This window comes from Amaricoccus sp. W119 (assembly GCF_047275745.1).
GTDB lineage: Bacteria > Pseudomonadota > Alphaproteobacteria > Rhodobacterales > Rhodobacteraceae > Amaricoccus.
On sequence record NZ_JBKQWU010000053.1, the window covers coordinates 1 to 22416 of the forward strand.

The window sequence follows — 22416 nt, forward strand, 5'->3', positions numbered from 1 at the left end:
CTCGCTTGGCCGTATGGCGCTGCTTGCGCGGAACCGTCAGGTCCTCATCCAGCCAATGATCGATGGTCGAAACAAATGCATCCAGCTTCGGACGTCGGATCGGTGACCGGCGCTGTTGTTCCACTTCGGCTGGATGTCCGGCTGCTGCACGTCGTAGAAGCCGTCGGCGTTGTCCGACCAGACATCGACGGTGGCGCCCTCGATCGGCTGGCCGTCGAGGTCGGTGACCCGGCCCTCGAAGAGGCAGCTCTCGCCCTTGCCGTCGAGCGAGATCGTCGCGCCATGTTCGCGGATCGGCGCGTCCTCGACGTGNTCGATCGGCTGGCCGTCGAGGTCGGTGACCCGGCCCTCGAAGAGGCAGCTCTCGCCCTTGCCGTCGAGCGAGATCGTCGCGCCATGTTCGCGGATCGGCGCGTCCTCGACGTGGAACGGGCCGAAGACGGTGTTCTCGGTGGCGCCGGTCGGGCGGCGGTTGTTGATCGCATCGACCAGCATCGAAAGCCCGAGCGTGTCGGAGAGCAGGATGAATTCCTGCCGCTCGCCCGAACAGATCTGACCGGTGCGGGTCAGGAAGTCGATGCCGGTGTCCCATTCCTCCTGGGTGAGCTCGACTTCCCTCGCGAAGGCGTGCAGGTGCTTGACGAGCGCCGCCATCACCCGCGCGAGGCGCGGGTTGACCTCTTCTCCCATCCGGGCGTTGACGGCTTCGACGGAACCTTCCTCGGTGAAATAGGCGCTCATGGGTTCTCCTCCCGGGAGACGTTGTTGTGCTGGGATTGGGCGGCGCGCGACCGCCGCCCGCGGGTCGGAGTCAGGCCCGCGGTTCGACGCCCTTCCAGGCGCGTGCGATCAGGGCGCGCACCGCGTCGCGCTCGAGCGGGCGGGGGTTCCAGTAGGGGTTGGCGAAGGCGCGCTCGGTCGCGGTATCGATGCCGTCCTCGGGCATCCCGAGGGCCTTCAGCGACCGCTCGGCCCCGACGGCGCCCGCGAGATCGTAGAGCGCGCCGGCCGGGTCGGGGCCGAGCACGCCCCGCAGGCGCTCGATGACCGAAGGAATGGCGGACGCGTTATAGGCCAGAGCATGGGGCAGGACCGCCGTGTGCGTCTCGGCATGCGGCAGATCGAACGTGCCGCCGAGCGTGTGGCAGAGCTTGTGGTGCAGCGACATGCCGACGGCGCCCAGGCACATGCCGCAGAGCCAGGCGCCATAGAGGGCGTCCGAGCGTGCCTCCCGGTCCCCGGGGTCCTTCGCGATCCGGGGGAGCGCCCGGTAGAGCGCGCCGATCGCCTCGAGCGCCATCAGGTCGATGATCGGATTGGCGTCGCGCGCATAGAGCGCTTCGACGGCATGGGCGATGGCGTTGATGCCGCTGGTCCCCGACAGGCCGGCGGGTAGCGTCATTGTCAGGTCGACGTCGTAGATGACGACTTCGGGGAGAATCTTCGGGCTGCTCTGGGTCGTTTTGGTATTGTCCCTGGTTTCCCCCAGGATCGGCGTCATCTCGGAACCGGCGTAGGTGGTCGGCACGATGATCTGCGGAAGGTCGGTTCGGAGCGCGATCGCCTTGGCGAGCCCGGTGGTCGATCCACCGCCGATCGCCACCACCCCGTCGGCCTGCTTCTCGGCGACCGCGGCCATGGCTTGCTCGGTCACGCTCACCGGTGTGTGCATGACGGCGCCCGCGAAGACGCCGGCCGAGGCATCTCCCAGGAGCGCTGCGATCCGGCCGGCCTCGGCCTCCTGTGGCGGCGTGGACAGCACCAGTGCCTTGCGCAGCCCCAGGCGGGCCACCTCGTCCGGCAGTTGCGAGAGGGTTCCGGAGCCGAAGATCACCCCGCGCCGGATGCCCGTTGTAGTGGAAGGGACGCATGTTTGCCTCGTTTTCGGATCAGGCGCGGTTGTCGACGCGCATCAGGAAGGGATGGATGCTGACGCTCGCCCAGATTCCGGCCCGGTTGAACGGGTCCGCCCTGTTGAACGTCTCGATCTCCTGGCGGGTCTCCGCCTCGAAGATGAAGAGCGAGCCGATCATCGTCTCGCCGTCATCGGCGAGCAGGGGCCCCGAGATGACGGTCGCGACCGCTCCGGTCGCGAGATGGGCCTTGTGCTCGTCATAGTGTCGAAGGCGAAGGGACGTGGCGCCAGGCTTGTCGAGACAGTGAACGACGAACCGCATCGTGTTCTCCTCCTTCTTCTCGGTTCAGGCCGCCGGCGCGTAGTCCACCTGGTGGCGGGCTACCCGGACATCCTTGAGAGCATCGCGCACCTCGAGATGCGCGGGATGCTCGGCGTAGGCCGTCAGGGCCGCCTGGTCCGCGAACTCCGAGTAGAGCACCACGTCGCAGGCATAGGAGATCCGGCTGATATCAATGCCGATCTCGAGATGCGTGAGACCCGGAATCCGGCCCATGAGGCCTTCGAAACGGCGCTTCAGATCCGTCGCCGCGAGCAGCTTCGCCTCGGCGGTTTCGCCGCGAACGTCCCACATCACGATGTGCTTGATCATGTTACTCTCGGTGTTGCGGCGGGACGCGAAGCTCCGACCGTCGTCGCCCGGTGAGGACGATGGTGGGAGCTTGTGCCTGTGGTCGCCTCGTTTGGAACTCGGGTTGGAATTCGGGTTGGAACTCGAGCGTCTTCATCGCCCATGAGTGGACCATATCATCCCGCGTGTATCGGGAAAAACTGGCGCGTTGAGGAAACACTCTCCCACCATAAGCAAGGACTGGCCCGTATCGTCGAAGAGTTGCGCCGCGCAATGCTTGAGATCGAACGGGCTGCTTCCTCGGGCCTTTCATCCTGTCCATCAAGATCCCGGCTGTCGGAAGCCATTGATCGCATCCGGGAAAATTCGCATAATCACGACGTGATCTTCCCGTTCAGGACAAGAGGCGGATCTCTCAGTGGATCGTTGGACCGAGATCGAGGTCTTCGTGCAGATCGCCGAGTCCGGCAGCATCAGCCGGGCGGCCGAGGCACTCGGCATCTCGGTGTCGGCGACCAGCCGATACCTGATGGCGCTGGAAGAGCGGCTCAACATCCGCCTCGTTCAGCGGACGACCCGGCAGCTCTCGCTGACGGGCGAGGGCGAAGTCTTCTGCGAGCGATGCCGCGACATCCTCGGCAGCATGAAGGAGGCCGAGGCGAGCGTCAGCGAGGCGGCGCGCAATCCCACCGGCCTCCTCCGGGTCCAGGCGTCCCTCTCCTTCTGTCTTCTGCATTTGGAGCCACTGATACCCGCATTCACCGAACGGTACCCACGCATCCGCGTCGAGATCGTCGCAGCGAACCGCTATCTCGACATCATCGAGAACGGCATCGACGTGGCCGTTCGCACCCGCCGGGTCGAAGCGGATTCGCAGATCACCATCCGCCGCCTCGCGCAGACGCGGCGGCTGCTCGCCGCGACGCCGGGCTATCTGGAGCACCACGGGACACCCGAACACCCGGAGGATCTCGCCCGGCACCGTCTGATCCTCTACACGCTCGCCGACAACTGGACCGAGCTGCGCTTCAGGAAGGGGACAGAGACGATCACCGTTCCGGTCAACGGCGCCCTGAACGCGAATGATGGCCAGCTGATCCGCCACGCCGCGCTGGACGATCTCGGCATCCTGGCGCAGCCAACCTACATCATCCAGGAGGACCTCGCCGCCGGCCGCCTCGTCCGGGTTCTCGACGACTGGGATCTGCCCCGGCTCACGATGAACATCGCTTATCCGACCAAGGCCTTCCTGCCGGCCAAGACCCGGCTCTTCATCGACTTCCTCGTGGAAGACTTCCGCCAGCACGATTACGAGCGGCTCTGGACGGCATAGGATGGCGTACCGACCTGCGCGCCAGCCCTGAACGGGAGCTCATAGTAATTTATCAATTGATATTAAAAACATAATTAACATTATTCGTACTAATTTCTGTAGACGGGCGATTTCTATTTCGGAATGCCCCATCGCATGATTTCCCGATGCAAATCAGGAAGAGGCTGCCATGAGACGTGCCTTCACGAGCACCTGACACTTGATGAACGGCGCACGATTGCAAAGCTCCTGCGGGCAAAGACGCCGCGCACGCGGATAGCTGAGATCCTCGGCCGTGATCGCTCGACGATCCGTCGTGAGATCACGCGGAACTGGTGGCACGACGAAGAAACACCGCGAGCGGATGGCTATTGGCCCATGAGCGCACAACTTCTGGCCACGGCGCGACGCTCGCGCAGCCGCGAGCTTGAACGCCTGCCTGCGTTGCGCGCCGTTGTCATTGATCGCCTGCGCGAAGGCTGGAGCCCGGAACAGATCGCGGGTCGACTCAGGTTCGAGCCGAATGCACCGCGCAGGCTGTGCCATGAGGCCATCTATGCCTGGATCTACTCGCCCACCGGCCAGGGCGAGGATCTGGCCCGCTACCTGCCGGAGCGCAGACGGCGGTGACGGTCACGACGCGCGTCAGCCGAGAGGTCTCGTGTCACCCGACGCCGCCCGGAGCAGTTAGATGCCCTCTTCCGATCCAGGCTTCTTCGGCCATGGCGACGCATTCGTGAGCGCGGCGGCTGGTACGGAACGCGCGGCGGCATGGTTAGCAAGCCTGGGCCGTGCGCCTGGTCGTCCGATGTCGGCTCGCGGGCATTGACAAGGCGAGCGTGCATCATATATCTGAATAATATTCATATTTGGTCAAAAACAATGAGTTCCGGGAAATCACGGCAGGACGAGATCCGCGCCCCTCAGCAGAGGCGCAGTCGCGAACGCGTCGAGCAGATCCTTGACGCGACGAAGAAGATCATCGCGGAGAAGGGATCCGCGCGTCTGAAGATCATCGACATCGCCGATGTCGCCGGGATCACCGTCGGGTCGATTTATCAGTATTTCCCGAACAAGAACGCCATCGTCCACGCTCTAGGCGAGAAATATCTCGACGAATTTCATAGCCTTGTCGAAGCAAGATTGTCCACCCAGCCGCGAACCTCCGGCGAGATGGCAGACATCATCGACGGGCTCGTCGAGGATATCTACCGGATGAGCCTGGCTGATCCGGCCATTCGCGACATCTGGATGGGGGTGGCCGCGGACAAGTCGTTGCTGGAGATGTCGAGGATCGACGGCGAGCGGAACGTCGCCGCTCTGGTGGACGCGGCCCGGGCTCTGGTCGCCGACGCGGAACTGGAGCGCCTGCCGGTCTCGATGCTCCTCATGTTTCAGTTCGCGGATACGGCGATCCGGGTGGCGCTCGACCGGCCGGAAGCGGAGGGGCGCGCCGTCGTCGAGCGTGCCAAGGCGATGCTTCGGCTGATATGGTTCGCGATGACCTGAATTCGGAGCCGGCCGCACCGCCGGCACGCCCGCTCCCCGTGACTCAGAGCATGAACAACGCCACACCGGTCGCGGTCGTCCCGAAGAGCACGAGAAGCAGGACGACCGAGGACGGCGGATGATGCTGCCGGCTGTCTCTGGTTCTGGCACTCAGGATGGCTGACAGGCTGTCGAGATAGGCGGTTTCATCCTCCGGCGTGCCCGAAAGGATACCATTGAATTCGAGCTCGGCTCCCGGATATGGGCGAAGCAGCAGGTCGGCCGATCCCTCCACCACCGTTCTGTAATGGGAGATCGCCGTGACCGCGGCGGCGAGCAGGCCGCCCAGGCCCGAGACCAGCAGAAGGATCGGGATCCGGTCCTCCGGCCATTCGGGATAATTCTCCGTGAACCGTGCCAATGCGCTGATCACGGTCAGGACCCCGGCCAAAGCACCGAGCGAGAGACCGAAGGTCAGCTTGACGTGGCCAACGCGCAGACTTCGCGTTCCCTCCAGCTGGGCGAGATACATCCTGACCAGCGTGTCGATCGCGAATTTCCGCGCCTCGAAACGGAGCTTTCGCCGTTCGAGCCGCTCGATCTCGCTGGGGGCGCGCGAGTTCCCCGGTGCCCCCTCCGATCCATCACGCAGTTGCATGGCTCGCCTCGTCCCGCCGCTCCCGCGCATCCGTCTGGAAGAACAGGTCGTAGAATACCGGCACGGCGATCAGCGTCAGCACGGTCGCGAAGGCCAGTCCAGCCATGATGGTCACCGCCATGGAAACATAGAACGGGTCCGAGAGCAGCGGGATCATGCCAAGGATCGTCGTCGCGGCCGCCAGAACCACCGGCCGCATTCGCGATACCGAAGCCTCGCTGATCGCTTCGCGCAGGTCGGCCACGCTGCCTCGGGTGTGGTCGATCTCCTCGACCAGCACGATGCCGTTCTTGATCAGCATGCCTGACAGGCTGAGCAGGCCGAGAAGCGCGGTGAAGCTGAACGGAAGGCCGGTGCCCAGCAACCCGATGGTCACGCCGTTCACCGCCATCGGAACGAGCAACCAGATGATGAGCGGCTGGCGCAGGGCGTTGAAGAGCAGGATCGTGATGGCGACCATCGTCACGAATGCCAGGGGAAGCTGGCCCATCAGACCCTCCTGAGCTTCGGCGGAATCCTCCTTCTCCCCGCCCCATTCGATCGAATAGCCCCGTGGCAGCTCCATGCCCTCGAAGGCCACATCAAGCTGACGCTGCACATCCGAGACGCTCGCGCCTTGCCGCACGCCCGCCGAGAGTGTGATCGTGGGCTGGCGATCGCGGCGGAAGATCAGCGTATCCTGAGGGACGGGATCGTATCCGTCGATCACCTGCTCAAGCGGAACGAAGGCTCCGGCCGGCTGCGAGTAGACCACGACATCCGCGAGCGACATGCTGCCATCCCGCGGGCCACGGACGTAGATCGGAATCTGCCGCTCGTCCTCGCGCAACACACCGGAGAGCACGCCGTCGGTCGCGAAATTCAGCGCATCGGCGACGTCCTGTCGCGTGACACCGATGGCCTGGGCGCGCTCGTCGGCATCGTCAGGTCGCATGACGATCTCGCGTTGACGCCAGTCGATGCTGAGCCCCGTCAACTGATCCGATCCCGCGCGCATCCGCGTCTCGGCCTGTTCCGCGAGTTGGCGCAGGACATCGCCATCCGGCCCCGAGATCCGGAGCTGGATCGGGTCGCCGCCGCCCGTGCCGAAGACCATTGCGACGGTGCGCAGATCGCCGTCGGGGATCGCCTCGGCCGCGAAGTCCTGCAGCGCGTCGCGCAGAGCGGGGATCTGGTCGGTCGTTTCGGTCCGCACCAGCATGTGGCCATAGGCCGGATTCCCGCGCTGTGTCGCGTAATTGAGCATGAACCGCGTGGCGCCGTTCCCGACGTAGGTCGTGGTCGAGACAACCTGCTCCTGCTCGGCCAGCCAATTCTCCAGCACCTGAAGATCGGCCGAGGTTTCCTGGACCGGCGTTCCCTGCTCCTTCCAGTAGTGGACGAAGAAGATCGGCGTGTTCGCGTTCGGAAAAAACTGCTGCCTGATCTGAGCGAAGGCGAGGAAACATACGGCGGTCAGCGCCACCAGCCCGCCTGCCACGATCCAGCGCCAGTTCAGCGCCAGCCGCAGGACACTCGCGTAGGCGCGGAAGATCGGGCCATCATAGCCCGCGGTCGCGCCGCCGTCGCCGGTCTCGAAGAAATAGTGACCAAGCAACGGCGTGACGGTGATGGCCAGCAGCCAGGACAGCAGCAGCGAAATCGTGATGACCGCGAAAAGCGAGAACATGAACTCGCCCGTCGCATCGGGGCTGAGTCCGATCGGCGCGAAGGCGACGATGCCGATGACGGTGGCGCCGAGGAGCGGGATCTGCGTCTTCCGCGCCGCCTCATCCGCCGCGTCGCCTGACGACATGCCGCGCCGCATCGCTGTCTGCATGCCTTCCGCCACCACGATGGCGTTGTCGACCAGCATGCCCATGGCGATGATCAGCGCGCCCAGACTGATCCGCTCCATCTCGATCCCGAATGGCAGCATGATCGCGAGCGTGCCGAGCACCGTGAACAGCAGGGAAGCGCCGACGACGATCGCCGCCCTGACGCCCATGAACAGCGCCAGAACGACCAGAACGATCGCCACGGACATGGCAAGGTTGACGACGAAATCGTTCGATGCCGCTTCGACGATGACATGCTGCCGGTAGATCGGCCGCAGCTCCACCCCGGCGGGCAGCTGATCGGAGAGTGAAGCCAGATGCGCCTCGACGCGCTTGCCCACCTCGACGATGTTCTCGGTATCAAGCCCGGCGACGCCGAGCGTGAACGCCTCGATTCCATTGTGACGGACCAGCAGGGTCGGATCGCTGACACGCTCGCGCGACAGGTCCACGAGATCGGACAGGCGCACGATCTCGTCGGATACGCCGACGTTGAGCCCGCGCAATTCCTCGAGCGTGTCCGAGCCTTCGGGCACGATGAACCGGGTCTGGCCGTCCGTGCCGGCGGGAGCGAGATTGTCGGCCGCGGCGATTGCTTCGGACAGGGCACCGGGCGGAATCCCCTGGTTGACCGCGAGCGCCATGTCGGGCGTCGCGTAGATGGCCTCTTCCGGCAGGCCCGCGGCGTCGACATTGGCCACGCCATCGACGGTCAGCATCTCGCGGCGCAGGAATCTCGCGAGATCGTGCTTCTCCGCGTCGCTGAAGCCTTGCGCCGTCACAGCGAAGTAGATGCCGAACACATCGCCGAAATCATCATCGACGACGGTGTATTCGACACCCTGGGGCAGAAACTTGGCAGCCTCGCCAACCTTGGCCCGCAGTTCCGTCCAGATTCCGGGCAGACGTTCGCCAGTGACGGCCGGGTCGATCTCCACTTCGAGAAGCGACATGCCGGGCGTGTTGATCGAAGTGACGACATCGACCTCGCCGATCCGCTGAATGGCACTTTCCAGGGGCTCGCTGACCTCGACCGACACTTCCGCGGCCGAAGCGCCGGGATAGCTCGACTGGACGACGGCGGTCTTGATCGTGAAGGCAGGGTCCTCCAGCCGGCCGAGCGAGAAGAAGCCCGCGATCCCGCCGAAGAACACGACGAGTATCAGGATCCAGGTGAGGATGGGTCTTTCGATGCTTCCGCGTGCGATCTTCATGGCAACCTCACTGCTCGAAACCCTTGAAACGGCGCACGGCCTGACCATCCGACAAGGCGGCGAGGCCGGCCGACACGATCTCGTCGCCCGGCTCCAGGCCCTCGGTCACCTTGATCTGGCCCCGGTCGGTCACTCCCACCGTCACGGGCACGCGCGCGAGCACGCCCGCCTCCTCGCCGGCGGGCTCATAGCGCAGCGCGAAATACGCCCCCTCCGGCGTCGTCGCCACCGCGTCCAGCGGGACGACCATGTCGCTACCCTCGGCCGATTGACCGCGCCGCATCACGACCGCGACGGAATAGCCGGGCAGGATCAGCGCATCCTCGGGCGGCTCCATCCCCAGCGTCACCGTATAGGTCCCGGAGACGGGCCCGGTTTCGATATCCGTCTCGACGATCTCGATCGGGTAGAGCGCATCGTCGCCACCGAACCGCGCGAACAGGTCATACCGCGGATCGAGTCCCGCCTGGCGTACGACCTGCTCCGGAACGTCGATCTCGACGCGCAGTTCGCTCATGTCGTGCAGCCGTACCACCGGCTGCCCCGTCGCCACCGTCGTGAAGTTTGCAACCGTCCGGATGGAAACGACGGCGTCGAACGGCGCGGCGAGCGTTGACCGCTCGAGCGCGAGTTCCGCGTTCTCGCGGGAAACCTGGGCGAGCGCGGCTTCCGTCTGGAGCGCCTCGCGCTGAGCCACGCTGATGTTGCCGCCAAGCTGCTCGGCCCGGCTGGCCTCGCGGCGCGCCTGCTGTTCCTGAAGGCGGGCTTGTTCGACGGCCAGCATGAACGGCTTCTGATCCAGCCGGGCGAGCAGGTCGCCCTCGGGGATCAACGCACCCTCCGCGACCGGGAAGTCGACCAGTTGGCCGTCGACCTGAAAACCCAGATCCACGGTTTGCCGTGCGACCGTGCGGCCGAAGAAGGTCCGCTCCATCGCGGGGTCTTCTTGCCCGACGGTCACGAGCCGAACGAGCGGCGGCGGCGCATCCTGCGCGATGGCGAGCGGAACCCAGGCGAGCGAGAAAGCCAAGGTCGCGACGGCGATCGGGATATGCTTGGCGGTCATGGTTGAACTCCGGGGCTGAGGCTCGGCGACGTGGGACATCCATCGCCCGGCCCGACGTCGATGAGCCTCGATACCTCAGGGGAAAACGGCCGGTCAATATAAATCTGACTTTTATTCAGATTTATGAACGGCAGCGCTTGATCGCGTGGGAGCAACCACGCCCCCAACCTGGCCCCACCAGGGGCGAAGTCGCAGCGGAACGGTCAACTGGGGTAGGCCATCCTGCCAAGCCCGGCTCCGCGCCCGTGTAAGCGATGCCGTGGATCAGTGCTCCGGCGATCAGCTGGCTCTGGCGCTTGAGAAGATGGCTGGCGATATGATGCCCGGCCCAGTGCCCAACATCGTCTCGCGTGCCCTGGAGCAGCGACGCCACCCCGGCTCGGGCGGTTGCTATCGTTCAGCGGGCGTCCGGCCCGGAGCGATCTCACCGTAGCCGCTCAGGGGCGAATACCGCTTGGCTGGCGCGTTACCGCGTCGACGGCTTCGATCGCCCGCGCGGTAGCGACCTGGTGGATCATGTGTCCGATCCCCGGCAGGCGGGTCAGGCCGGCCTGGGGGACCTGCCGCGCGAAGGGTGCCGAGTGGATGTCGAGGCCGACCGTCCGATCGGCGTCGCCATGCACGAGGCGGATGGGCATGGAGAGGTCGGGATAGGACGGAATCATTGGCCGCAGCTCCTCCTTGAGCGCGACGAGCTGGCGGGCGTTCTCGCGCAGGCTCTCGGGCCGCAGGACGAGGTCGAGCCCGAGGTGATCGAGATAGCCCGCCGGCACCTCCTGCGGGTCGAAGACCGACCGGAGCGTCCGATCGGCGAAGCCCCGGGTCACGAGATGCGGGATCGCATGCGCCAGCGGCGGGCCGGTCACGGGGCTCGCGAGCAGATCGTTGGTGAGGCCGAGCCCGCCTTCCCAGACCTGGCTTGGCGCGGCGAGCAGCACGAGCGCCGACATCGTCCCGGGCGCGTCCACCGCCCAGGCGAGGGCGACCGCGCCGCCGTAGCTGTGCCCGACGACGATCGGGCGTTCAATGCCGAGTTGGTCGAGCGCGCCCCGGATCAGCGCCGCCTGGGCATTGATCGAGACGCTGCCCCCCGAAGGCACTCCGGACCAGCCGTGGCCGGGACGGTCGATCGCGATCACCTCGAAGCGATCCGCGAGCGCCGGGCCGAGGCGGAAGGTCATGTCGTTGAGATTGCCGCTCGCGCCATGGATGAGGCAGACGGGGCGGCCCCGTCCGGTCCGGCTGAGATGCATCGGAACGCCGTCCACGGTGACGGTGGACGAGACGGCGGAGGCGGAAGCGGTTCCCAACGAGGGCGCGAGCCCGGGCGCGGCGCTCATCGGCGGGGCCGTCTGGCAGGCGGCGAGCGCCGCCCCGGCGGCGAGGAACGCACGGCGTGACATTCGGCAGGAGACCCGAGCCATGTCACGTCCCGGCGGGCCGGATCGACCCGACGAGTTCGCCCACGAGGATGCCGAAGCGGCGGAACTGCGACCGGTTCGCGATCACCCCATCGAGCCCGAGGTAGAGCCAGTCGGTCACATCCACCTGCCAGCCGCCGGCTTCCTCGGGAAGCCGCAGACGGTAGCTGAGGCGCGCGGTGGCGCCCGAGACCTCGATCTCTCCGGTGCCGATGACATCCGGGGCCGTCGCGGTGAAGCGCCCGTCGCCCGCGGGCACGATGCGCCAGGCGCGTTCCTGCGTCCGGCCGGAATCGTAGCGGAAGCTCTCGGTCAGGGTTCCGCCCGTCTCGTCCCAGCTGCCCCGCATGTCGGCGACGAAGCGCGAGGCGACGCGCCCGGTCGGTCCGTAGATGACACCGCTCGCGATCAGCGGTCCGTCCAGGGCCCGCCTCAGGTCGAACGGGGGAGCGGTTTCGGCGTAGTCGGACGGGCTCTGCGCCGTGAAGTCGAGAAAGAGCCGCGCCGCGACCACCAGCCCGAGCGCGAGCAGGGCGACGATCAGGACCAGCCGGGCAAGGATACCGAACGAAAACTCAGGCATGGGTCAGCTCCACCTGCACGACATTGGCGCGCCCGACAGCGAAGGTGGCGGCGCAGGCTTCGAGATAGTAGCGCCAGTGCCGGAGCGTCGCCTCTCCATAGCCGAGCGACGCGAGCCGCCCGCTCCGCGCGACGAGCCGTGACGCCCATTGCCGGCAGGTGAGCGCGTAATGTTGCCCGAAGGCGAAGGGCTCGGCGGCGCGGAGACCCGCCCGGGCCGCTCCCGACACGATCGCCCGCTCGCAGAGCAGCATCCCGCCCGGGAAGATCGCATGACGGATGTAGTCGGTGCTCCGGCGATAGGCCGGGAAATGATCGTCGGCGACGGTGATGGCCTGGATGACGGCGGCGCCTTCGTCGGCGAGCCGGTCGCGAAGCGTCGCGAAATAGGTCGGCCAGTAGCGTTCGCCGACCGCCTCGATCATCTCGATCGAGACGATGGCGGGGTAGCGCCCCGAGGTCCGCCGGTAGTCGCGCAGCTCGATCTTCGCGCGCCCGTCGAGCCTCGCGTCGGCATAGGCCTTCTGCGCGGGCGAGAGGGTGATCGCATCGACGGCGTGGCCCCGGCCGACGGCGCGGTCGGCGAAGCCGCCCCAGCCGCAGCCGATCTCGAGCACACGCTCGCGGCCGCCGAGCCGATCGAGGATCCGGTCGTACTTGCGTGCCTGTCCCCGCGCGAGGTCGGTATCGCTCTCCGCGAAGAGCGCCGAGGAATAGGTGAAGCCCGGGTCGAGCCATTCGCCGTAGAACTCGTTGCCGAGATCGTAATGCGCGCGCACGTTCCGGCCCGACCCCGCGATCGAATTGCGCCGGACGATCCGGTCCAGGAGCCGGAAGCCCATTCCGCGCAGGGGCGACGGGGCGGAATAGGTGCGCATCGCCGCCTCGTCGCGCAGGGCCAGAGAGACCAGCGGTTCGATCCCCGGCGTGTCCCAGAGCCCGGCCACATAGGCCTCGGCGAAACCGATATCGCCGCGCGCGCGCAACGCCGTCACCGCCGCCCAGTCGCGGATCCGGAGCTCGGCCTCCGATCCGGCGCCCGGTCCCGGACTGCCCCCAGGTCCCGAACTGCCCCCCGGCCCCCCGAAGTCATGCACATGGCCTTCGGGAGTCCGCACCCTGAGGCGTCCGGATTCGATCCGCTCGCAGGCGGCGAGGAAGTCGCTGGCGACGCGTTGGATGAGGCGTCCGGTCATGTGAGGTCCTCGGCGGGCGGCAAGGGCCGCGGTCGGAACGAAGCGCCCTTGAGGCGCAGGCGAAGCGCGCGCCAATGGATGAGCGCGATGGCCCGAAAGCCGGCGAAGGGAAAGCGCAGCGCGGCGCGCAGGAGCCGGGGCGCCGTCGGAGGGAGACGTTCACCCTCATAGGTCGCGACGAGACCCTCCGCGCCGTTGCGATAGCCGATCCGGATCGCGATCGCCGCCTCACGGATATCGAAGCGGAAGGAATACTCGCCCGCGACGTCCTGGAACGGCGAGACGTGGAACACCTTGCGCGCGCGCGTCACATCACCGGGGCCGATCGGGACAAAGCCCGGCTTCGCGCAGAGATAGCCGTGGCGGTCGCCATAGGTGTTGTTCACCTCGGCGATCACCGCGACGAGCGCGGGCCCGGAGGCGCGTCCAGAGTCAGGCCCAGTGCCGGACCCGGCGTCGGATCGGGCGGCGGGTTCCGAAAAGGCGAACCAGAAGCTCACCGGATTGAACACCACCCCGAACCAGCGCGGCTGGGTCAGGAGCAGGAGGCGGAACCCGGGCGCGAGCCCGGCGGTCTCGAAGGCGCGGCGCGCCCAGGCCGCCCCCTCGCCCCGGCCGCGCGGGCCGCCGTGGTCGCGGTCGTTCACGCTCGCCACCGCCCGCCCGTTCCGCCGGAACAGCGGCGCGCGACTTTCGGTCTCGGGATCGAGGAGCACGAGATCGAGCCGGTAGCGGAAACTGTCGCGGATCGCGCCTGTTCTTCCGTGCCAGGTCGAGCCGCGCACGAGCTCTACCATGCGGGCACCCCCATCGCGCGGGCGACCCGCATCGCGCTGGCGATGCCGTCCTCGTGGAAACCATTGCGCAGCCAGGCACCCGCGTACCACGTCCGGTTCGCGCCCTGGATCGCGGCGATTCCTTCCTGCGCCCGGATCGCCGCGAGGTCGTAGACCGGGTGGTGGAACTCGGTCTCGTCGTAGATGAGCTCGTCCCGGACCGGGCGCTCCGGGTTGAGGCTGACGAAGAGCGGGTCGTCCGCCGGCAGGTTCTGCAAGCGGTTCATCCAGTAGGTGACGCTCTCGGTCGCGCCCGCCGACCGGTAGACCCAGCTCGACCAGCAGGCCCGGCGCCGGGGCATCCGCGTGGGATCGGCGTGGAGCAGCGCGCGGTTCGGCCGGTAGCGGATCGCGCCGAGCAGGCGCCGCTCGGGACCGGTGGCCTCGGCCAGCAGGCGCAGCGACTGGTCCGGATGGCAGGCGAGCACCACCCGGTCGAACCGCTCGGGCAAGCCGCCGCGCGGGGTCACGCTCACCCCCTCCCTGTCCCGGCGCACGGCGGTGACCGGGGCGCCCGCGCGCAATTCGACGCCGATCGCCGCGAGACGGCGCGCGAGACGCTCGACATAGACCGCTGCGCCGCCCTGAACCGTCCACCACGGATGCTGGCCGGTCAGGCCGAGCAGCCCGTGGTTGCGCAGGAACCGCACGAGGAACGTGGCGGGAAAATTCTCGACCTCCCCCTCCGGCGTCGACCAGATCGCACCGCAGAGCGGCCGGAGGTAGAACCGGCGAAACCCGTCGCCGAGGCCGAGCGCCCCGATGAGCTCGCCAACGGTCTGTCCCTCCTTCGCGGTCGCCTCGGCCCGCCGGCCGAAACGGGCGGCGTCGCGCAACATGCCGAGGAATGCGAGGGACAGGGCGTTCGACGGCTGGGCGAAGAGACCCCGCGGGTCGCTGAACGCGTATTCGATCCGGCCTCCGTCGAGGCTCGCGCCGAAGCTCATGTCGCTGCGCTCGAGCGGCACGTCGAGTTCGCGGAACAGGCGACCCAGATGCGGATAGGTCGCATGGTTGAAGACGATGAAGCCGGTGTCGACCGCGCGGTCGCCGCGCCGCCCGGCCATCACGGTGCGCGCATGTCCGCCGAGCCGCCGTTCAGCCTCGAACAGCGTGACCTTCGCGTGCTCACCGAGCACCAGCGCGGCCGAGAGACCGGCGACGCCACCGCCGACGACGGCGACGCGGAGCTGCTCGGCTATGTCGAAAGGCATCGGGTCGAAAGGCATCGGTCCCATCCTCCACTCTGCCCCTCACTACGCGCGGCTCGACTCGGCGGATCAAAAAAAGATCCACCGCGCCACCGCCGCCGTATTGCGCTCCATGAACATGTGCGCTCGCATCGCCGACCGACGCGCCGGGCCGGAGCCCCGGGGCGGGCACGGTATCGGGCGCGGCGTCTGGCGCGAAACCGATGGGGCGAAGGAGTCGAGCGAGCTGTCCGATCTTTCCGAGCAGACCGGCTGGATGATCGCGGTGCGTGACCGGGGGGACCGCGCGGCCTTCGCGCGGCTATTCGCCTTCTATGCGCCGCGGGTGAAGGCGATGGCGCTGCGCTCCGGCATGCCCGACCCCGTGGCCGAGGACATCGCCCAGGACGTCATGCTGCGCGTCTGGCAGGCACGCGCGGGGTTCGATCCGAGCCGCGCCTCCGCCTCGGCCTGGATCTATCAGATCGCACGAAACCGCCGCGTCGATGTCGTCCGCGGCGACCGAACCCCGGTGCCGGAGCCGCTCGCGGCGGTGCCCGGCCCCGACGAAACCGCCGACGCGCTGGCGCTCGCGCAGGAGATCGCGCGGCTGCGCTCGGCGCTCGACACCCTGCCCGCGCGGCAGCGGGAAATGATCGAACGCGCCTATCTCGGCGAGATGAGCACGCGTGAGATCAGCCGGCTGACCAGCCTGCCGCTCGGCACCGTCAAGTCGCGTCTGCGCCTCGCCATCGACCGCCTCCGGCACGAGCTTCGGAGTTTGAGAAGATGACCGAACCGACCCACCATGTCCCGGACGCGATGCTCGCGGCCTACGCCGCCGGAAGCCTCGCCACCCCCTTCGCCGCGCTCGTCGCGACGCATGTGACCCTCTGCGACGAATGCCGCGCGCGGCTCGACGCCCATCATGCGCTCGCGGGCCTCGTCCTCGACGACCTCGCGCCCGCGGGCCTCGCCGAGGGCGCAGATGCGCGCCTCTTCGCCCGGCTGGACGAGCCGCCGCCCACCGCCGGGCCGGCCGACCCCGCCTATCCGCTCCCTCTCGCCCGGTTCGTCGGCCCGCGCGGCCCGCGATGGCGCTCGCTCGGCTTCGGCGCGCGGCAGGCGATGCTCTGGGCCGGCGCCGCCGGCAGCATCCGCCTGCTCTCGATCCCCGCCGGCCAGGCCGTGCCGGAGCACAGCCACCGCGGACTCGAACTCACCCTCGTCCTCTCCGGCGCGTTCACCGACTCGACCGGCCGCTTCGGGCCGGGTGATCTCGAGGTCGCCGACGAGACGCTCGACCACACGCCGTGCGCGACCGACGAGGGACCCTGCCTCTGCGTCGCCGCCACCGACGCGCCGCTCCGCTTCCGCGCGATCCTGCCCCGCCTCTTCCAGCCGATCTTCCGGATCTGATCGAAAGCCTCCGCCCCCCGATCAGATCCGGAACGTCACTGGATCCGGGCCGCCATCACGGCGAGCGCCCTGCCCTTTGCTCTGTTCCCCGCCTTCCATGATTTTCTTGATGGCATCGCGCGCGTCCTCAACGTCGATCGCGCCGACGCCTTTGATCGTGCCCCGCGACTGATCGCCCGTCGTGCGGTAGCCGAACCAGGCCACAAGTTCCGCATCGCCGTGTGGCCTGCCCCCATTTGGGTTCAAGAGCGGTCCTGATAGACTAATATCATCACGAGCAGGTCCCAAATTGCCGGTGACGAGCCGATCCGACCGTTCTCATGAGGGGTTAGGGGATCGCCGATCGCCTGCGGGAGCCGGCACCCGCGAAGCATCCAAGGCCACCGACAAGAATGACTGTAGGGGTCAGCGGACGGACAGGAAGTCCGCCGGGGTCAGGATCGGGATTTCATGAAAGGGTGACATCACCAGAAGATCCCGGTCACCGGTCACCAGGCAATCCGCCTCGCCCGTCAGAGTCGTCTCCAACAGCTTGTCATCATCGGGATCGCGACACCCCATCTTCGCGCCGGTGATCGCGACCCATTCGGACACCGCGTCCAACTGCGCAAGGAAGAGCGCCCTGCCCTCCCGGCTCACGTACCTGTCGAACTTCGGACGTTCGAGGCGCGTGCGCAGCTCATCGAACGTCTGGTCCGAAAAAAGAAGAACACCGCCGGCCATCCGGACGGCGTCGATCGCTGCGCGGGGCGGCCCCTTCGGCTGCAGGACGGCGCTGATCAGAACGTTGGTATCGAGAACGACGCGCTCAGCTCTCATCGGCCAAGAGCGCATCCAGTTCCGCGTCCGTCAGACCGTTGCCGGCCGCCTCGGCGCCCAAGGCATCCATGGTCGCGCTCAGGCGCTCCCATGCCGCGCCGCGCAGGCGCTCGTATTGCTGTATCGACATCATCACGCCGACCGCCCTGCCCTTTTTGGTCACGCGCACCGGCGCGCTCTGCGCCGAGTCGAGCAACTGGCCGAAGCGGTTCTTGGCATCTCTGGCGGCGATCTCCTTCATGTAGCCATTATGGCCATGATCTCTTCGTGGTTCAATCCTGTTCTTCGCCGGGATGCGGACAGGCATCTCTGGGCAAATATGCGAATATGCACATGTGCGAGTATGTGTTCACAGATTCATTCAAATTTATAATCATGAAAATATATATTTCCACAAATATATATTTGCTAGATAAGCATCATAAACCTTTGGAAGATCATGGGTATGTGTGCAATCATGCATCTGCCCAAAAGGGCAGGAATGCAAATCCACATTTGCATGAACCAGAACGAACTGACGAGGCAGGCATGATCATCGCATTCGCATCCTCCAAGGGGGGGGTGGGCAAATCCACCACTTGCGCGGCACTCGGCGCCTTGCTCGTCGACAGGGGAGAGCGGGTCCACGTCATGGATCTCGACCAGAACCAGACCCTGGCAGTCTGGGCCGAGCGCGGTCCGGTCCCAGGGCTCACCGTCGCCGCGGTCCCGCCGGAGCACTTCTCCGATGCGTTCCGCGCGGCGGGGCGGGGCGGGCACGACCATATCTTCATCGACCTCGCCGGGATGCGCGAGATCACACTGATGAAGGCGATCGGCAAGGCGGATCTGGTCGTCATCCCCACGCAGCATTCCGAACCCGACGTACGTCAGGCGATGATGCTCGTCGCCGATATTCGCGACATCGAAGAGACGCTCGGGCGCGAGGTGCCTTACGGCGTGCTCTTCACCAAGGTTCGGCCGTTGCGCACCAAGCTGGACCAGTTCATCGAGGAGGAACTCGTCCGGGAAGGCATCGCGCGGTTCCGGACCAGCCTGGTCGACCGCATCGCCTACAAGGAGATGTTCCTGAACGGTGTGCCAGCCCACCGCAAGGAGCCCGACCGCGGCGCCGGAGCCGAACTGGCCGCGCTCGCGACCGAGATCACGGCCGCGCTGGCGCCGGGACTTCTCATGACCGCGGCGAGGTGAGCGCCATGGCGAACGAACGTGGCTTCCAATCCATCCGCCGGCCGAGCCGGGACGAGGACCAGCTTCTGGAGGCATTGGCCGAACGCCGCGGCATCGCCCGTCTGCAAGGCCCTGTGGCGCCCTCCAGAGCGGCCTTGGACGGGGCAGGGGAGCAGGCGCCCCCTTCTCCCCCGAAGGCGGTGTCCGAGCCCGCTGAGGTGTCCGCCAATGCCACGGACGATGCTTTTCCGGCTCCTACGCCCCGCGCCAGGATGAAGGCGATGAGCCTGGAACTCCCGGACTACGTGATGCGGGAACTCAAGCGTCGTGCGCTGCGGGATGATTGCTCGGTCCGCTACGTGATCATGCGAAGCCTCGTCGCCCAGGGCGTCAGCATTCACGAAGCGGACCTTGTCGCCGATGGCCGGCGCAGCCGCGGCAAATGAGCGGCGCGCGAGCGGAAGATGGCTACCTGAACGGGCGTCAGGGTTTCGCCCGCGTGACCACCTCCGCCGGGTGGGGGGTCATCCGGAAAGTTCAACCCTTTTCCGGAAGGGTGCCCGAGCCGACCACGTGGACCTGCCGGTCTCCGACAGGCGCGCGGGATGGGAGCAGGCGGATGCCGTCCTCCGCCGCCGTCACGCCCGCGTCCGGATAGGCCGCGAGCGCCAGCTTGAGGTTCTTCGTGAACTCCGGCTTGAAGTGCTTCAGGGCCTTGAAGCCGAGACCGAACTGCCCGTAGAGCGCCGGCCAGGAGATCGCCGTCGGGCGTCCCAGCCGATGGAGGCGGTAGGCGAGCCAGATGTAGATGTCGAGCGCCATGCTCTTGCCGCTGAGTTGGCAGAGCGCGGCATCGAGCAACGGAACGGGATGCTGCTTCATGGCTCGGAAGAAACGGTCGTTCAGCTCGACCGTCTCGTGCCAGAGTTCTCCCTGCTCCGGCGCGGTGTCGGAGAACTGCAGTGCGTTCTCGACGAAGGCGCCATTGTGGCGCAATTCGCCACCTTGCGTGTCGTGGAAGAAGGTCAGATGGCAGGCCGAGATCCTCCGGCCTTGCTCACGGACCTGTCGGTAGGTGTTGCCGCCAACCGGAAGTCCCATGCGATGAAGCCAGACGTTCATCGAACGGCCGATCTCGACGACGCGGCTGTCCGTCTGCAACGCACGCGTCTGGAGATAGAGCAGGATCATCCGGGCGGTCGATCCATAGGGCAGACCGATAGACTTTCCGTAGCGATCCTTGCCACTTTCGATGAGAAGCGTGATGCGATGCCCTTCGCGTCGCCAGAGCTCGATGGTCGGGTTGCGATGGGGCAGGGCGGTCAGACAGAAGCCGGAATACGTGAAGCCCAATCGCCCGGTCTCATCGGTCAAAACGGCGGCGGCGATGTCTGCTAGGATCCGATCGGCACCGAGGGCTTCCCGGGCATGTTCCTTGCCGTGCCTGAGGATCAGGTCGTGGACATCGCCCATCCGGCTCGCCTCGTAGCTTCCTATCGATTGGTGGTGAGATTGGGAGGCGTTCTCCAGATTGTCCAGTTGGACTTTACCGACTGTACTATTTGAAGAATCTTTTTGTTCTCTTTTTGTATAGGTCGGTAGAGTCCAGTGGATAACCGGGGTTTGGTCGGTAAAGTCCAAACTTTGGGTCGGTAAAGTCCAGGGGATAAGTGGGCTTGGCTGTGGATAGCCGCATGGGTCGGTAAAGTCCAAGGAGACCTGAGCGCAACTGATTCGCGTCGCGGCTGTCCCATGCTTTTCCGCCGAATTCGGGGTGAGATTTTTGCGCGGTCTCGATGCGGCTACGAGAAGTTTGGACTTTACCGACCGCCACATATGCTCGGTCCCACGCTGTACCTGCGCCGAGGCGAGCGCGTTGAAGAACCGGCGGCAGGCCTATCTGGCGCGGAACCGGAGACCACACCCGACCAAGCGCTAATCGACCGGGGCGAAGCCGAGGATGTCCTCGAACCGATCGCGGAATCTCGGCCAGGCCTCGGGGTTCACCAGCCGGGGCGGGCGGCGGCCGGCGAGGATCTCGATCCACTGGCTCGCCGCGTATCGGGTGATGGCGGTCTGGGATTCCGCCGACATGCCGGCGATATGCGGATTTGCGATCACGTTGTCGAAGGCGAGCAGCGGGTGATCAGGGGCGGGCGGCTCCTCCAGGAAGACATCGAGCCCCGCCCCGGCGAGCCGTCTGTCGGTCAGGGCCTGAGCCAGATCCGCCTCGTCATGGATGCCGCCGCGCGCGGTATTAACGAAGAAGGCCGTCGGTTTCATGCGCGAGAACTCGGGGAGGCCGATGCTCCCGAAGGTCTCTTCGGTGCGCGGGCAATGGATGCTGATGAAATCGGCGGCTGCGAAAAGCGCGTCGCGCGAGACCGGCGTCGCGCCGCGGGCCTCGATTTCCGCGGGGTCGAGATAGGGGTCATGGGCGATGACCTTCATCCCGAAGCCGTCGCGGCAGATCCGGGCGGTGATCCGGCCGATATTCCCGATGCCGAGGATACCGACCGTCTTTCCCTCGATGTTGTTGCCAGTGAAGATGAACCGGTCGACGTCGGGCGCGCGGCGGACCGCGTCGTTGGTCATGACGATGCGCTTCGAGAGCGCCAGCATCAGGCCCACGGCATGTTCCGCGACGGCGCGTGCGTTGCCGCCGGTCTGGTTGCAGACGAGAACGCCCGCGCGGGTGCAAGCCTCGACGTCGATCACGTCGTAGCCCGAGCCGGTGGAGCTGATGGCGAGCAGGTTCGGCGCGCGCGCCAGCAGATCCGCGTCGCCGAGCCAAGCTTCGTCCAGTTCCACGCGCGACTGGATCTGATAGCCGTGCGCTCCGGCGAAGATCGCGTCGTTGCGAGGCCGCTCGTTGGCGTAGCGCAACCGCTGGACCTCGATATGCGACGCGTCCCGCAGGATCTCCTCGGCGGCCGCGTCGTCCGCCCAGCGTTCGAAATAGACGAGTTTCGCCTTGCGCCGCTGATCGGTCATCGTCGGCCTTTCATGTCATGAAGTCCGTCCTGCATGTCATGCCGCGCCGCTTCGGGACAGAAGTTTGCCGGTATGTCTCCGAGACATTCCCGAGAGGTCGGGACCGCCGGGAAGGCGCCATAAGAAGACGATAGGGCAGGACAGCCGAAACGGTATTGGATCAGCTTCCCGCGCCGCCGGCATGATCCGCGCGACGGCGCTTGCCCGCGGGGACGCAAGACCAGGGCCCGAGGGGCCAAACTCCGCCAGGAGTATCGCGCCCGGACAAGCAAGAATGGGAGGGATCATCCGATGACGGGGTTCAATCTGACGCGACGCGACCTGCTGCGCCGTGGGGCGGCGTTCGGCGCTCTGCTCTGCGCTCCGGCCGTCCTGCGCGCCGAGAGCTTTGCGACGCGGCCCGTGCGCATCTTCGTGGGCACGGCGGCCGCCGGGAGTACCGACCTCGTAGCGCGCCTGCTCGCGCAGCGGTTCGAGGCGGCGCTTGGCCAGCCGGTCGTGGTCGAGAACCGCCCCGGCGGTGCGACGACGATGGCGACCGGGCTGGTGGCCCAGGCCGAACCGGACTGTCAACGGCGGAGCAAAACCAGGCCGTTGGGCGGCGCAAAAGTAGGCCACTTGGCGCCGCAAGCGGGTCCTCCGCCCCAGGGTTTCTTGAGACATCCCAGACGGCTTAATTTGGGCCGACGGAGGTGTTGAGATGGGTGAGAATGAGCACGGAGGAGCTTCGAGCGCGGAGACCTCGGAT

The 22416-nt window shown here is 66.7% G+C and carries 24 protein-coding genes and 1 pseudogene; 8 read left to right on the forward strand and 17 right to left on the reverse strand.

Annotation, left to right across the window (positions count from 1 at the left end):
- Positions 1–174: 174 nt before the first annotated feature.
- From ACLJK8_RS18115 to ACLJK8_RS18130, 4 genes and pseudogenes are all read right to left on the reverse strand, one after another.
- Positions 175–741, reverse strand: a pseudogene (locus tag ACLJK8_RS18115) (dioxygenase); the annotation flags it as partial.
- A 70-nt stretch (positions 742–811) separates the two neighbouring features.
- Positions 812–1834, reverse strand: a complete 1023-nt coding sequence (locus ACLJK8_RS18120) for a maleylacetate reductase (RefSeq protein WP_413151747.1) — start codon at positions 1832–1834, stop codon at positions 812–814.
- A 55-nt stretch (positions 1835–1889) separates the two neighbouring features.
- A complete protein-coding gene (locus ACLJK8_RS18125) occupies positions 1890–2177 on the reverse strand; it encodes a YciI family protein (RefSeq protein WP_413151748.1) in 288 nt (95 codons plus the stop codon).
- A gap of 24 nt (positions 2178–2201) precedes the next feature.
- On the reverse strand, positions 2202–2507 hold the full coding sequence (locus tag ACLJK8_RS18130; protein ID WP_413151749.1) for a Dabb family protein: 306 nt from the start codon (positions 2505–2507) through the stop codon (positions 2202–2204).
- Between the two features lie 397 nt (positions 2508–2904).
- Here ACLJK8_RS18130 and ACLJK8_RS18135 point away from each other — a divergent pair, with 397 nt between their 5' ends.
- The 3 genes from ACLJK8_RS18135 to ACLJK8_RS18145 all read left to right on the forward strand — a co-directional run bounded on the left by ACLJK8_RS18135 (position 2905) and on the right by ACLJK8_RS18145 (position 5307).
- Positions 2905–3819 (forward strand): LysR family transcriptional regulator, encoded by a 915-nt coding sequence (locus ACLJK8_RS18135; protein WP_413151750.1) that lies wholly within the window; start codon positions 2905–2907, stop codon positions 3817–3819.
- 123 nt (positions 3820–3942) lie between these two features.
- The gene (locus ACLJK8_RS18140; protein ID WP_413151751.1) at positions 3943–4428 is read left to right on the forward strand and encodes a transposase; all 486 of its coding nucleotides are present in this window, start codon (positions 3943–3945) and stop codon (positions 4426–4428) included.
- Between the two features lie 141 nt (positions 4429–4569).
- Positions 4570–5307, forward strand: coding sequence for a TetR/AcrR family transcriptional regulator (locus ACLJK8_RS18145; RefSeq protein WP_413151752.1), 738 nt, complete (start codon positions 4570–4572; stop codon positions 5305–5307).
- A 43-nt stretch (positions 5308–5350) separates the two neighbouring features.
- On the opposite strand, the gene ACLJK8_RS18150 is transcribed toward ACLJK8_RS18145, so the two are convergent.
- From ACLJK8_RS18150 to ACLJK8_RS18185, 8 genes are all read right to left on the reverse strand, one after another.
- The gene (locus ACLJK8_RS18150) at positions 5351–5944 is read right to left on the reverse strand and encodes a hypothetical protein (RefSeq protein ID WP_413151753.1); all 594 of its coding nucleotides are present in this window, start codon (positions 5942–5944) and stop codon (positions 5351–5353) included.
- Entirely contained in the window at positions 5931–8975 is a 3045-nt protein-coding gene (locus tag ACLJK8_RS18155; RefSeq protein WP_413151754.1) for an efflux RND transporter permease subunit, read from the reverse strand. Before ACLJK8_RS18155 ends, ACLJK8_RS18150 begins: the two co-directional genes overlap by 14 nt.
- A gap of 7 nt (positions 8976–8982) precedes the next feature.
- Positions 8983–10041, reverse strand: a complete 1059-nt coding sequence (locus ACLJK8_RS18160) for an efflux RND transporter periplasmic adaptor subunit (protein ID WP_413151755.1) — start codon at positions 10039–10041, stop codon at positions 8983–8985.
- Positions 10042–10478: 437 nt separating this feature from the next.
- Positions 10479–11444 (reverse strand): alpha/beta fold hydrolase, encoded by a 966-nt coding sequence (locus ACLJK8_RS18165; protein ID WP_413151756.1) that lies wholly within the window; start codon positions 11442–11444, stop codon positions 10479–10481.
- Positions 11445–11466: 22 nt separating this feature from the next.
- Positions 11467–12045 carry a DUF3833 family protein gene (locus tag ACLJK8_RS18170; RefSeq protein ID WP_413151757.1) on the reverse strand — a complete coding sequence of 193 codons (579 nt, stop codon included), beginning with the start codon at positions 12043–12045 and terminating at the stop codon, positions 11467–11469.
- Positions 12038–13240 (reverse strand): class I SAM-dependent methyltransferase, encoded by a 1203-nt coding sequence (locus tag ACLJK8_RS18175; protein WP_413151758.1) that lies wholly within the window; start codon positions 13238–13240, stop codon positions 12038–12040. Before ACLJK8_RS18175 ends, ACLJK8_RS18170 begins: the two co-directional genes overlap by 8 nt.
- Positions 13237–14037, reverse strand: a complete 801-nt coding sequence (locus tag ACLJK8_RS18180; protein ID WP_413151759.1) for a DUF1365 domain-containing protein — start codon at positions 14035–14037, stop codon at positions 13237–13239. Before ACLJK8_RS18180 ends, ACLJK8_RS18175 begins: the two co-directional genes overlap by 4 nt.
- A complete protein-coding gene (locus ACLJK8_RS18185) occupies positions 14031–15305 on the reverse strand; it encodes an NAD(P)/FAD-dependent oxidoreductase (RefSeq protein WP_413151760.1) in 1275 nt (424 codons plus the stop codon). Before ACLJK8_RS18185 ends, ACLJK8_RS18180 begins: the two co-directional genes overlap by 7 nt.
- A gap of 94 nt (positions 15306–15399) precedes the next feature.
- Here ACLJK8_RS18185 and ACLJK8_RS18190 point away from each other — a divergent pair, with 94 nt between their 5' ends.
- Positions 15400–16059 carry a sigma-70 family RNA polymerase sigma factor gene (locus ACLJK8_RS18190; RefSeq protein WP_413151761.1) on the forward strand — a complete coding sequence of 220 codons (660 nt, stop codon included), beginning with the start codon at positions 15400–15402 and terminating at the stop codon, positions 16057–16059.
- On the forward strand, positions 16056–16685 hold the full coding sequence (locus ACLJK8_RS18195) for a ChrR family anti-sigma-E factor (protein ID WP_413151762.1): 630 nt from the start codon (positions 16056–16058) through the stop codon (positions 16683–16685). The genes ACLJK8_RS18190 and ACLJK8_RS18195 overlap by 4 nt, the downstream gene beginning before the upstream one ends.
- Positions 16686–16706: 21 nt before the next feature.
- Here the strand turns inward: ACLJK8_RS18195 and ACLJK8_RS18200 are convergent, their stop codons facing one another.
- The 3 genes from ACLJK8_RS18200 to ACLJK8_RS18210 all read right to left on the reverse strand — a co-directional run bounded on the left by ACLJK8_RS18200 (position 16707) and on the right by ACLJK8_RS18210 (position 17745).
- The gene (locus ACLJK8_RS18200; protein ID WP_413151763.1) at positions 16707–16889 is read right to left on the reverse strand and encodes a hypothetical protein; all 183 of its coding nucleotides are present in this window, start codon (positions 16887–16889) and stop codon (positions 16707–16709) included.
- A gap of 201 nt (positions 16890–17090) precedes the next feature.
- Positions 17091–17504 carry a putative toxin-antitoxin system toxin component, PIN family gene (locus ACLJK8_RS18205; protein ID WP_413151764.1) on the reverse strand — a complete coding sequence of 138 codons (414 nt, stop codon included), beginning with the start codon at positions 17502–17504 and terminating at the stop codon, positions 17091–17093.
- On the reverse strand, positions 17494–17745 hold the full coding sequence (locus ACLJK8_RS18210) for a type II toxin-antitoxin system Phd/YefM family antitoxin (protein WP_413151765.1): 252 nt from the start codon (positions 17743–17745) through the stop codon (positions 17494–17496). Before ACLJK8_RS18210 ends, ACLJK8_RS18205 begins: the two co-directional genes overlap by 11 nt.
- A 287-nt stretch (positions 17746–18032) precedes the next feature.
- On the opposite strand from ACLJK8_RS18210, the gene ACLJK8_RS18215 reads away from it, so the two are divergent.
- Positions 18033–18695 (forward strand): ParA family protein, encoded by a 663-nt coding sequence (locus ACLJK8_RS18215; protein WP_413151766.1) that lies wholly within the window; start codon positions 18033–18035, stop codon positions 18693–18695.
- Positions 18696–18700: 5 nt separating this feature from the next.
- On the forward strand, positions 18701–19120 hold the full coding sequence (locus ACLJK8_RS18220; RefSeq protein WP_413151767.1) for a hypothetical protein: 420 nt from the start codon (positions 18701–18703) through the stop codon (positions 19118–19120).
- Positions 19121–19211: 91 nt separating this feature from the next.
- Here ACLJK8_RS18220 and ACLJK8_RS18225 read toward each other — a convergent pair whose 3' ends face one another.
- Together ACLJK8_RS18225 and ACLJK8_RS18230 are read right to left on the reverse strand one after the other, a co-directional pair.
- Positions 19212–20315, reverse strand: a complete 1104-nt coding sequence (locus ACLJK8_RS18225; protein WP_413151768.1) for a replication protein RepA — start codon at positions 20313–20315, stop codon at positions 19212–19214.
- A 294-nt stretch (positions 20316–20609) separates the two neighbouring features.
- A complete protein-coding gene (locus ACLJK8_RS18230) occupies positions 20610–21668 on the reverse strand; it encodes a hydroxyacid dehydrogenase (protein ID WP_413151769.1) in 1059 nt (352 codons plus the stop codon).
- 291 nt (positions 21669–21959) lie between these two features.
- Between ACLJK8_RS18230 and ACLJK8_RS18235 the strand changes: the two genes are divergently transcribed.
- Complete coding sequence (locus ACLJK8_RS18235; RefSeq protein WP_413151770.1) at positions 21960–22367, forward strand: Bug family tripartite tricarboxylate transporter substrate binding protein; 408 nt, start codon at positions 21960–21962, stop codon at positions 22365–22367.
- Positions 22368–22416 lie beyond the last annotated feature (49 nt).

Excerpts from the sequence above, each read along its gene's own strand:
- ACLJK8_RS18125 (WP_413151748.1), bottom strand. The coding sequence starts at position 2,177 with ATGCGGTTCGTCGTTCACTGTCTCGACAAGCCTGGCGCCACGTCCCTT.
- ACLJK8_RS18130 (WP_413151749.1), bottom strand. The coding sequence starts at position 2,507 with ATGATCAAGCACATCGTGATGTGGGACGTTCGCGGCGAAACCGCCGAG.
- ACLJK8_RS18140 (WP_413151751.1), top strand. The coding sequence starts at position 3,943 with ATGCCCCATCGCATGATTTCCCGATGCAAATCAGGAAGAGGCTGCCAT.
- ACLJK8_RS18145 (WP_413151752.1), top strand. The coding sequence starts at position 4,570 with ATGGTTAGCAAGCCTGGGCCGTGCGCCTGGTCGTCCGATGTCGGCTCG.
- ACLJK8_RS18150 (WP_413151753.1), bottom strand. The coding sequence starts at position 5,944 with ATGCAACTGCGTGATGGATCGGAGGGGGCACCGGGGAACTCGCGCGCC.
- ACLJK8_RS18155 (WP_413151754.1), bottom strand. The coding sequence starts at position 8,975 with ATGAAGATCGCACGCGGAAGCATCGAAAGACCCATCCTCACCTGGATC.
- ACLJK8_RS18160 (WP_413151755.1), bottom strand. The coding sequence starts at position 10,041 with ATGACCGCCAAGCATATCCCGATCGCCGTCGCGACCTTGGCTTTCTCG.
- ACLJK8_RS18165 (WP_413151756.1), bottom strand. The coding sequence starts at position 11,444 with ATGTCACGCCGTGCGTTCCTCGCCGCCGGGGCGGCGCTCGCCGCCTGC.
- ACLJK8_RS18170 (WP_413151757.1), bottom strand. The coding sequence starts at position 12,045 with ATGCCTGAGTTTTCGTTCGGTATCCTTGCCCGGCTGGTCCTGATCGTC.
- ACLJK8_RS18175 (WP_413151758.1), bottom strand. The coding sequence starts at position 13,240 with ATGACCGGACGCCTCATCCAACGCGTCGCCAGCGACTTCCTCGCCGCC.
- ACLJK8_RS18180 (WP_413151759.1), bottom strand. The coding sequence starts at position 14,037 with ATGGTAGAGCTCGTGCGCGGCTCGACCTGGCACGGAAGAACAGGCGCG.
- ACLJK8_RS18185 (WP_413151760.1), bottom strand. The coding sequence starts at position 15,305 with ATGCCTTTCGACCCGATGCCTTTCGACATAGCCGAGCAGCTCCGCGTC.
- ACLJK8_RS18190 (WP_413151761.1), top strand. The coding sequence starts at position 15,400 with ATGAACATGTGCGCTCGCATCGCCGACCGACGCGCCGGGCCGGAGCCC.
- ACLJK8_RS18195 (WP_413151762.1), top strand. The coding sequence starts at position 16,056 with ATGACCGAACCGACCCACCATGTCCCGGACGCGATGCTCGCGGCCTAC.
- ACLJK8_RS18205 (WP_413151764.1), bottom strand. The coding sequence starts at position 17,504 with ATGAGAGCTGAGCGCGTCGTTCTCGATACCAACGTTCTGATCAGCGCC.
- ACLJK8_RS18210 (WP_413151765.1), bottom strand. The coding sequence starts at position 17,745 with ATGAAGGAGATCGCCGCCAGAGATGCCAAGAACCGCTTCGGCCAGTTG.
- ACLJK8_RS18215 (WP_413151766.1), top strand. The coding sequence starts at position 18,033 with ATGATCATCGCATTCGCATCCTCCAAGGGGGGGGTGGGCAAATCCACC.
- ACLJK8_RS18220 (WP_413151767.1), top strand. The coding sequence starts at position 18,701 with ATGGCGAACGAACGTGGCTTCCAATCCATCCGCCGGCCGAGCCGGGAC.
- ACLJK8_RS18230 (WP_413151769.1), bottom strand. The coding sequence starts at position 21,668 with ATGACCGATCAGCGGCGCAAGGCGAAACTCGTCTATTTCGAACGCTGG.
- ACLJK8_RS18235 (WP_413151770.1), top strand. The coding sequence starts at position 21,960 with ATGACGGGGTTCAATCTGACGCGACGCGACCTGCTGCGCCGTGGGGCG.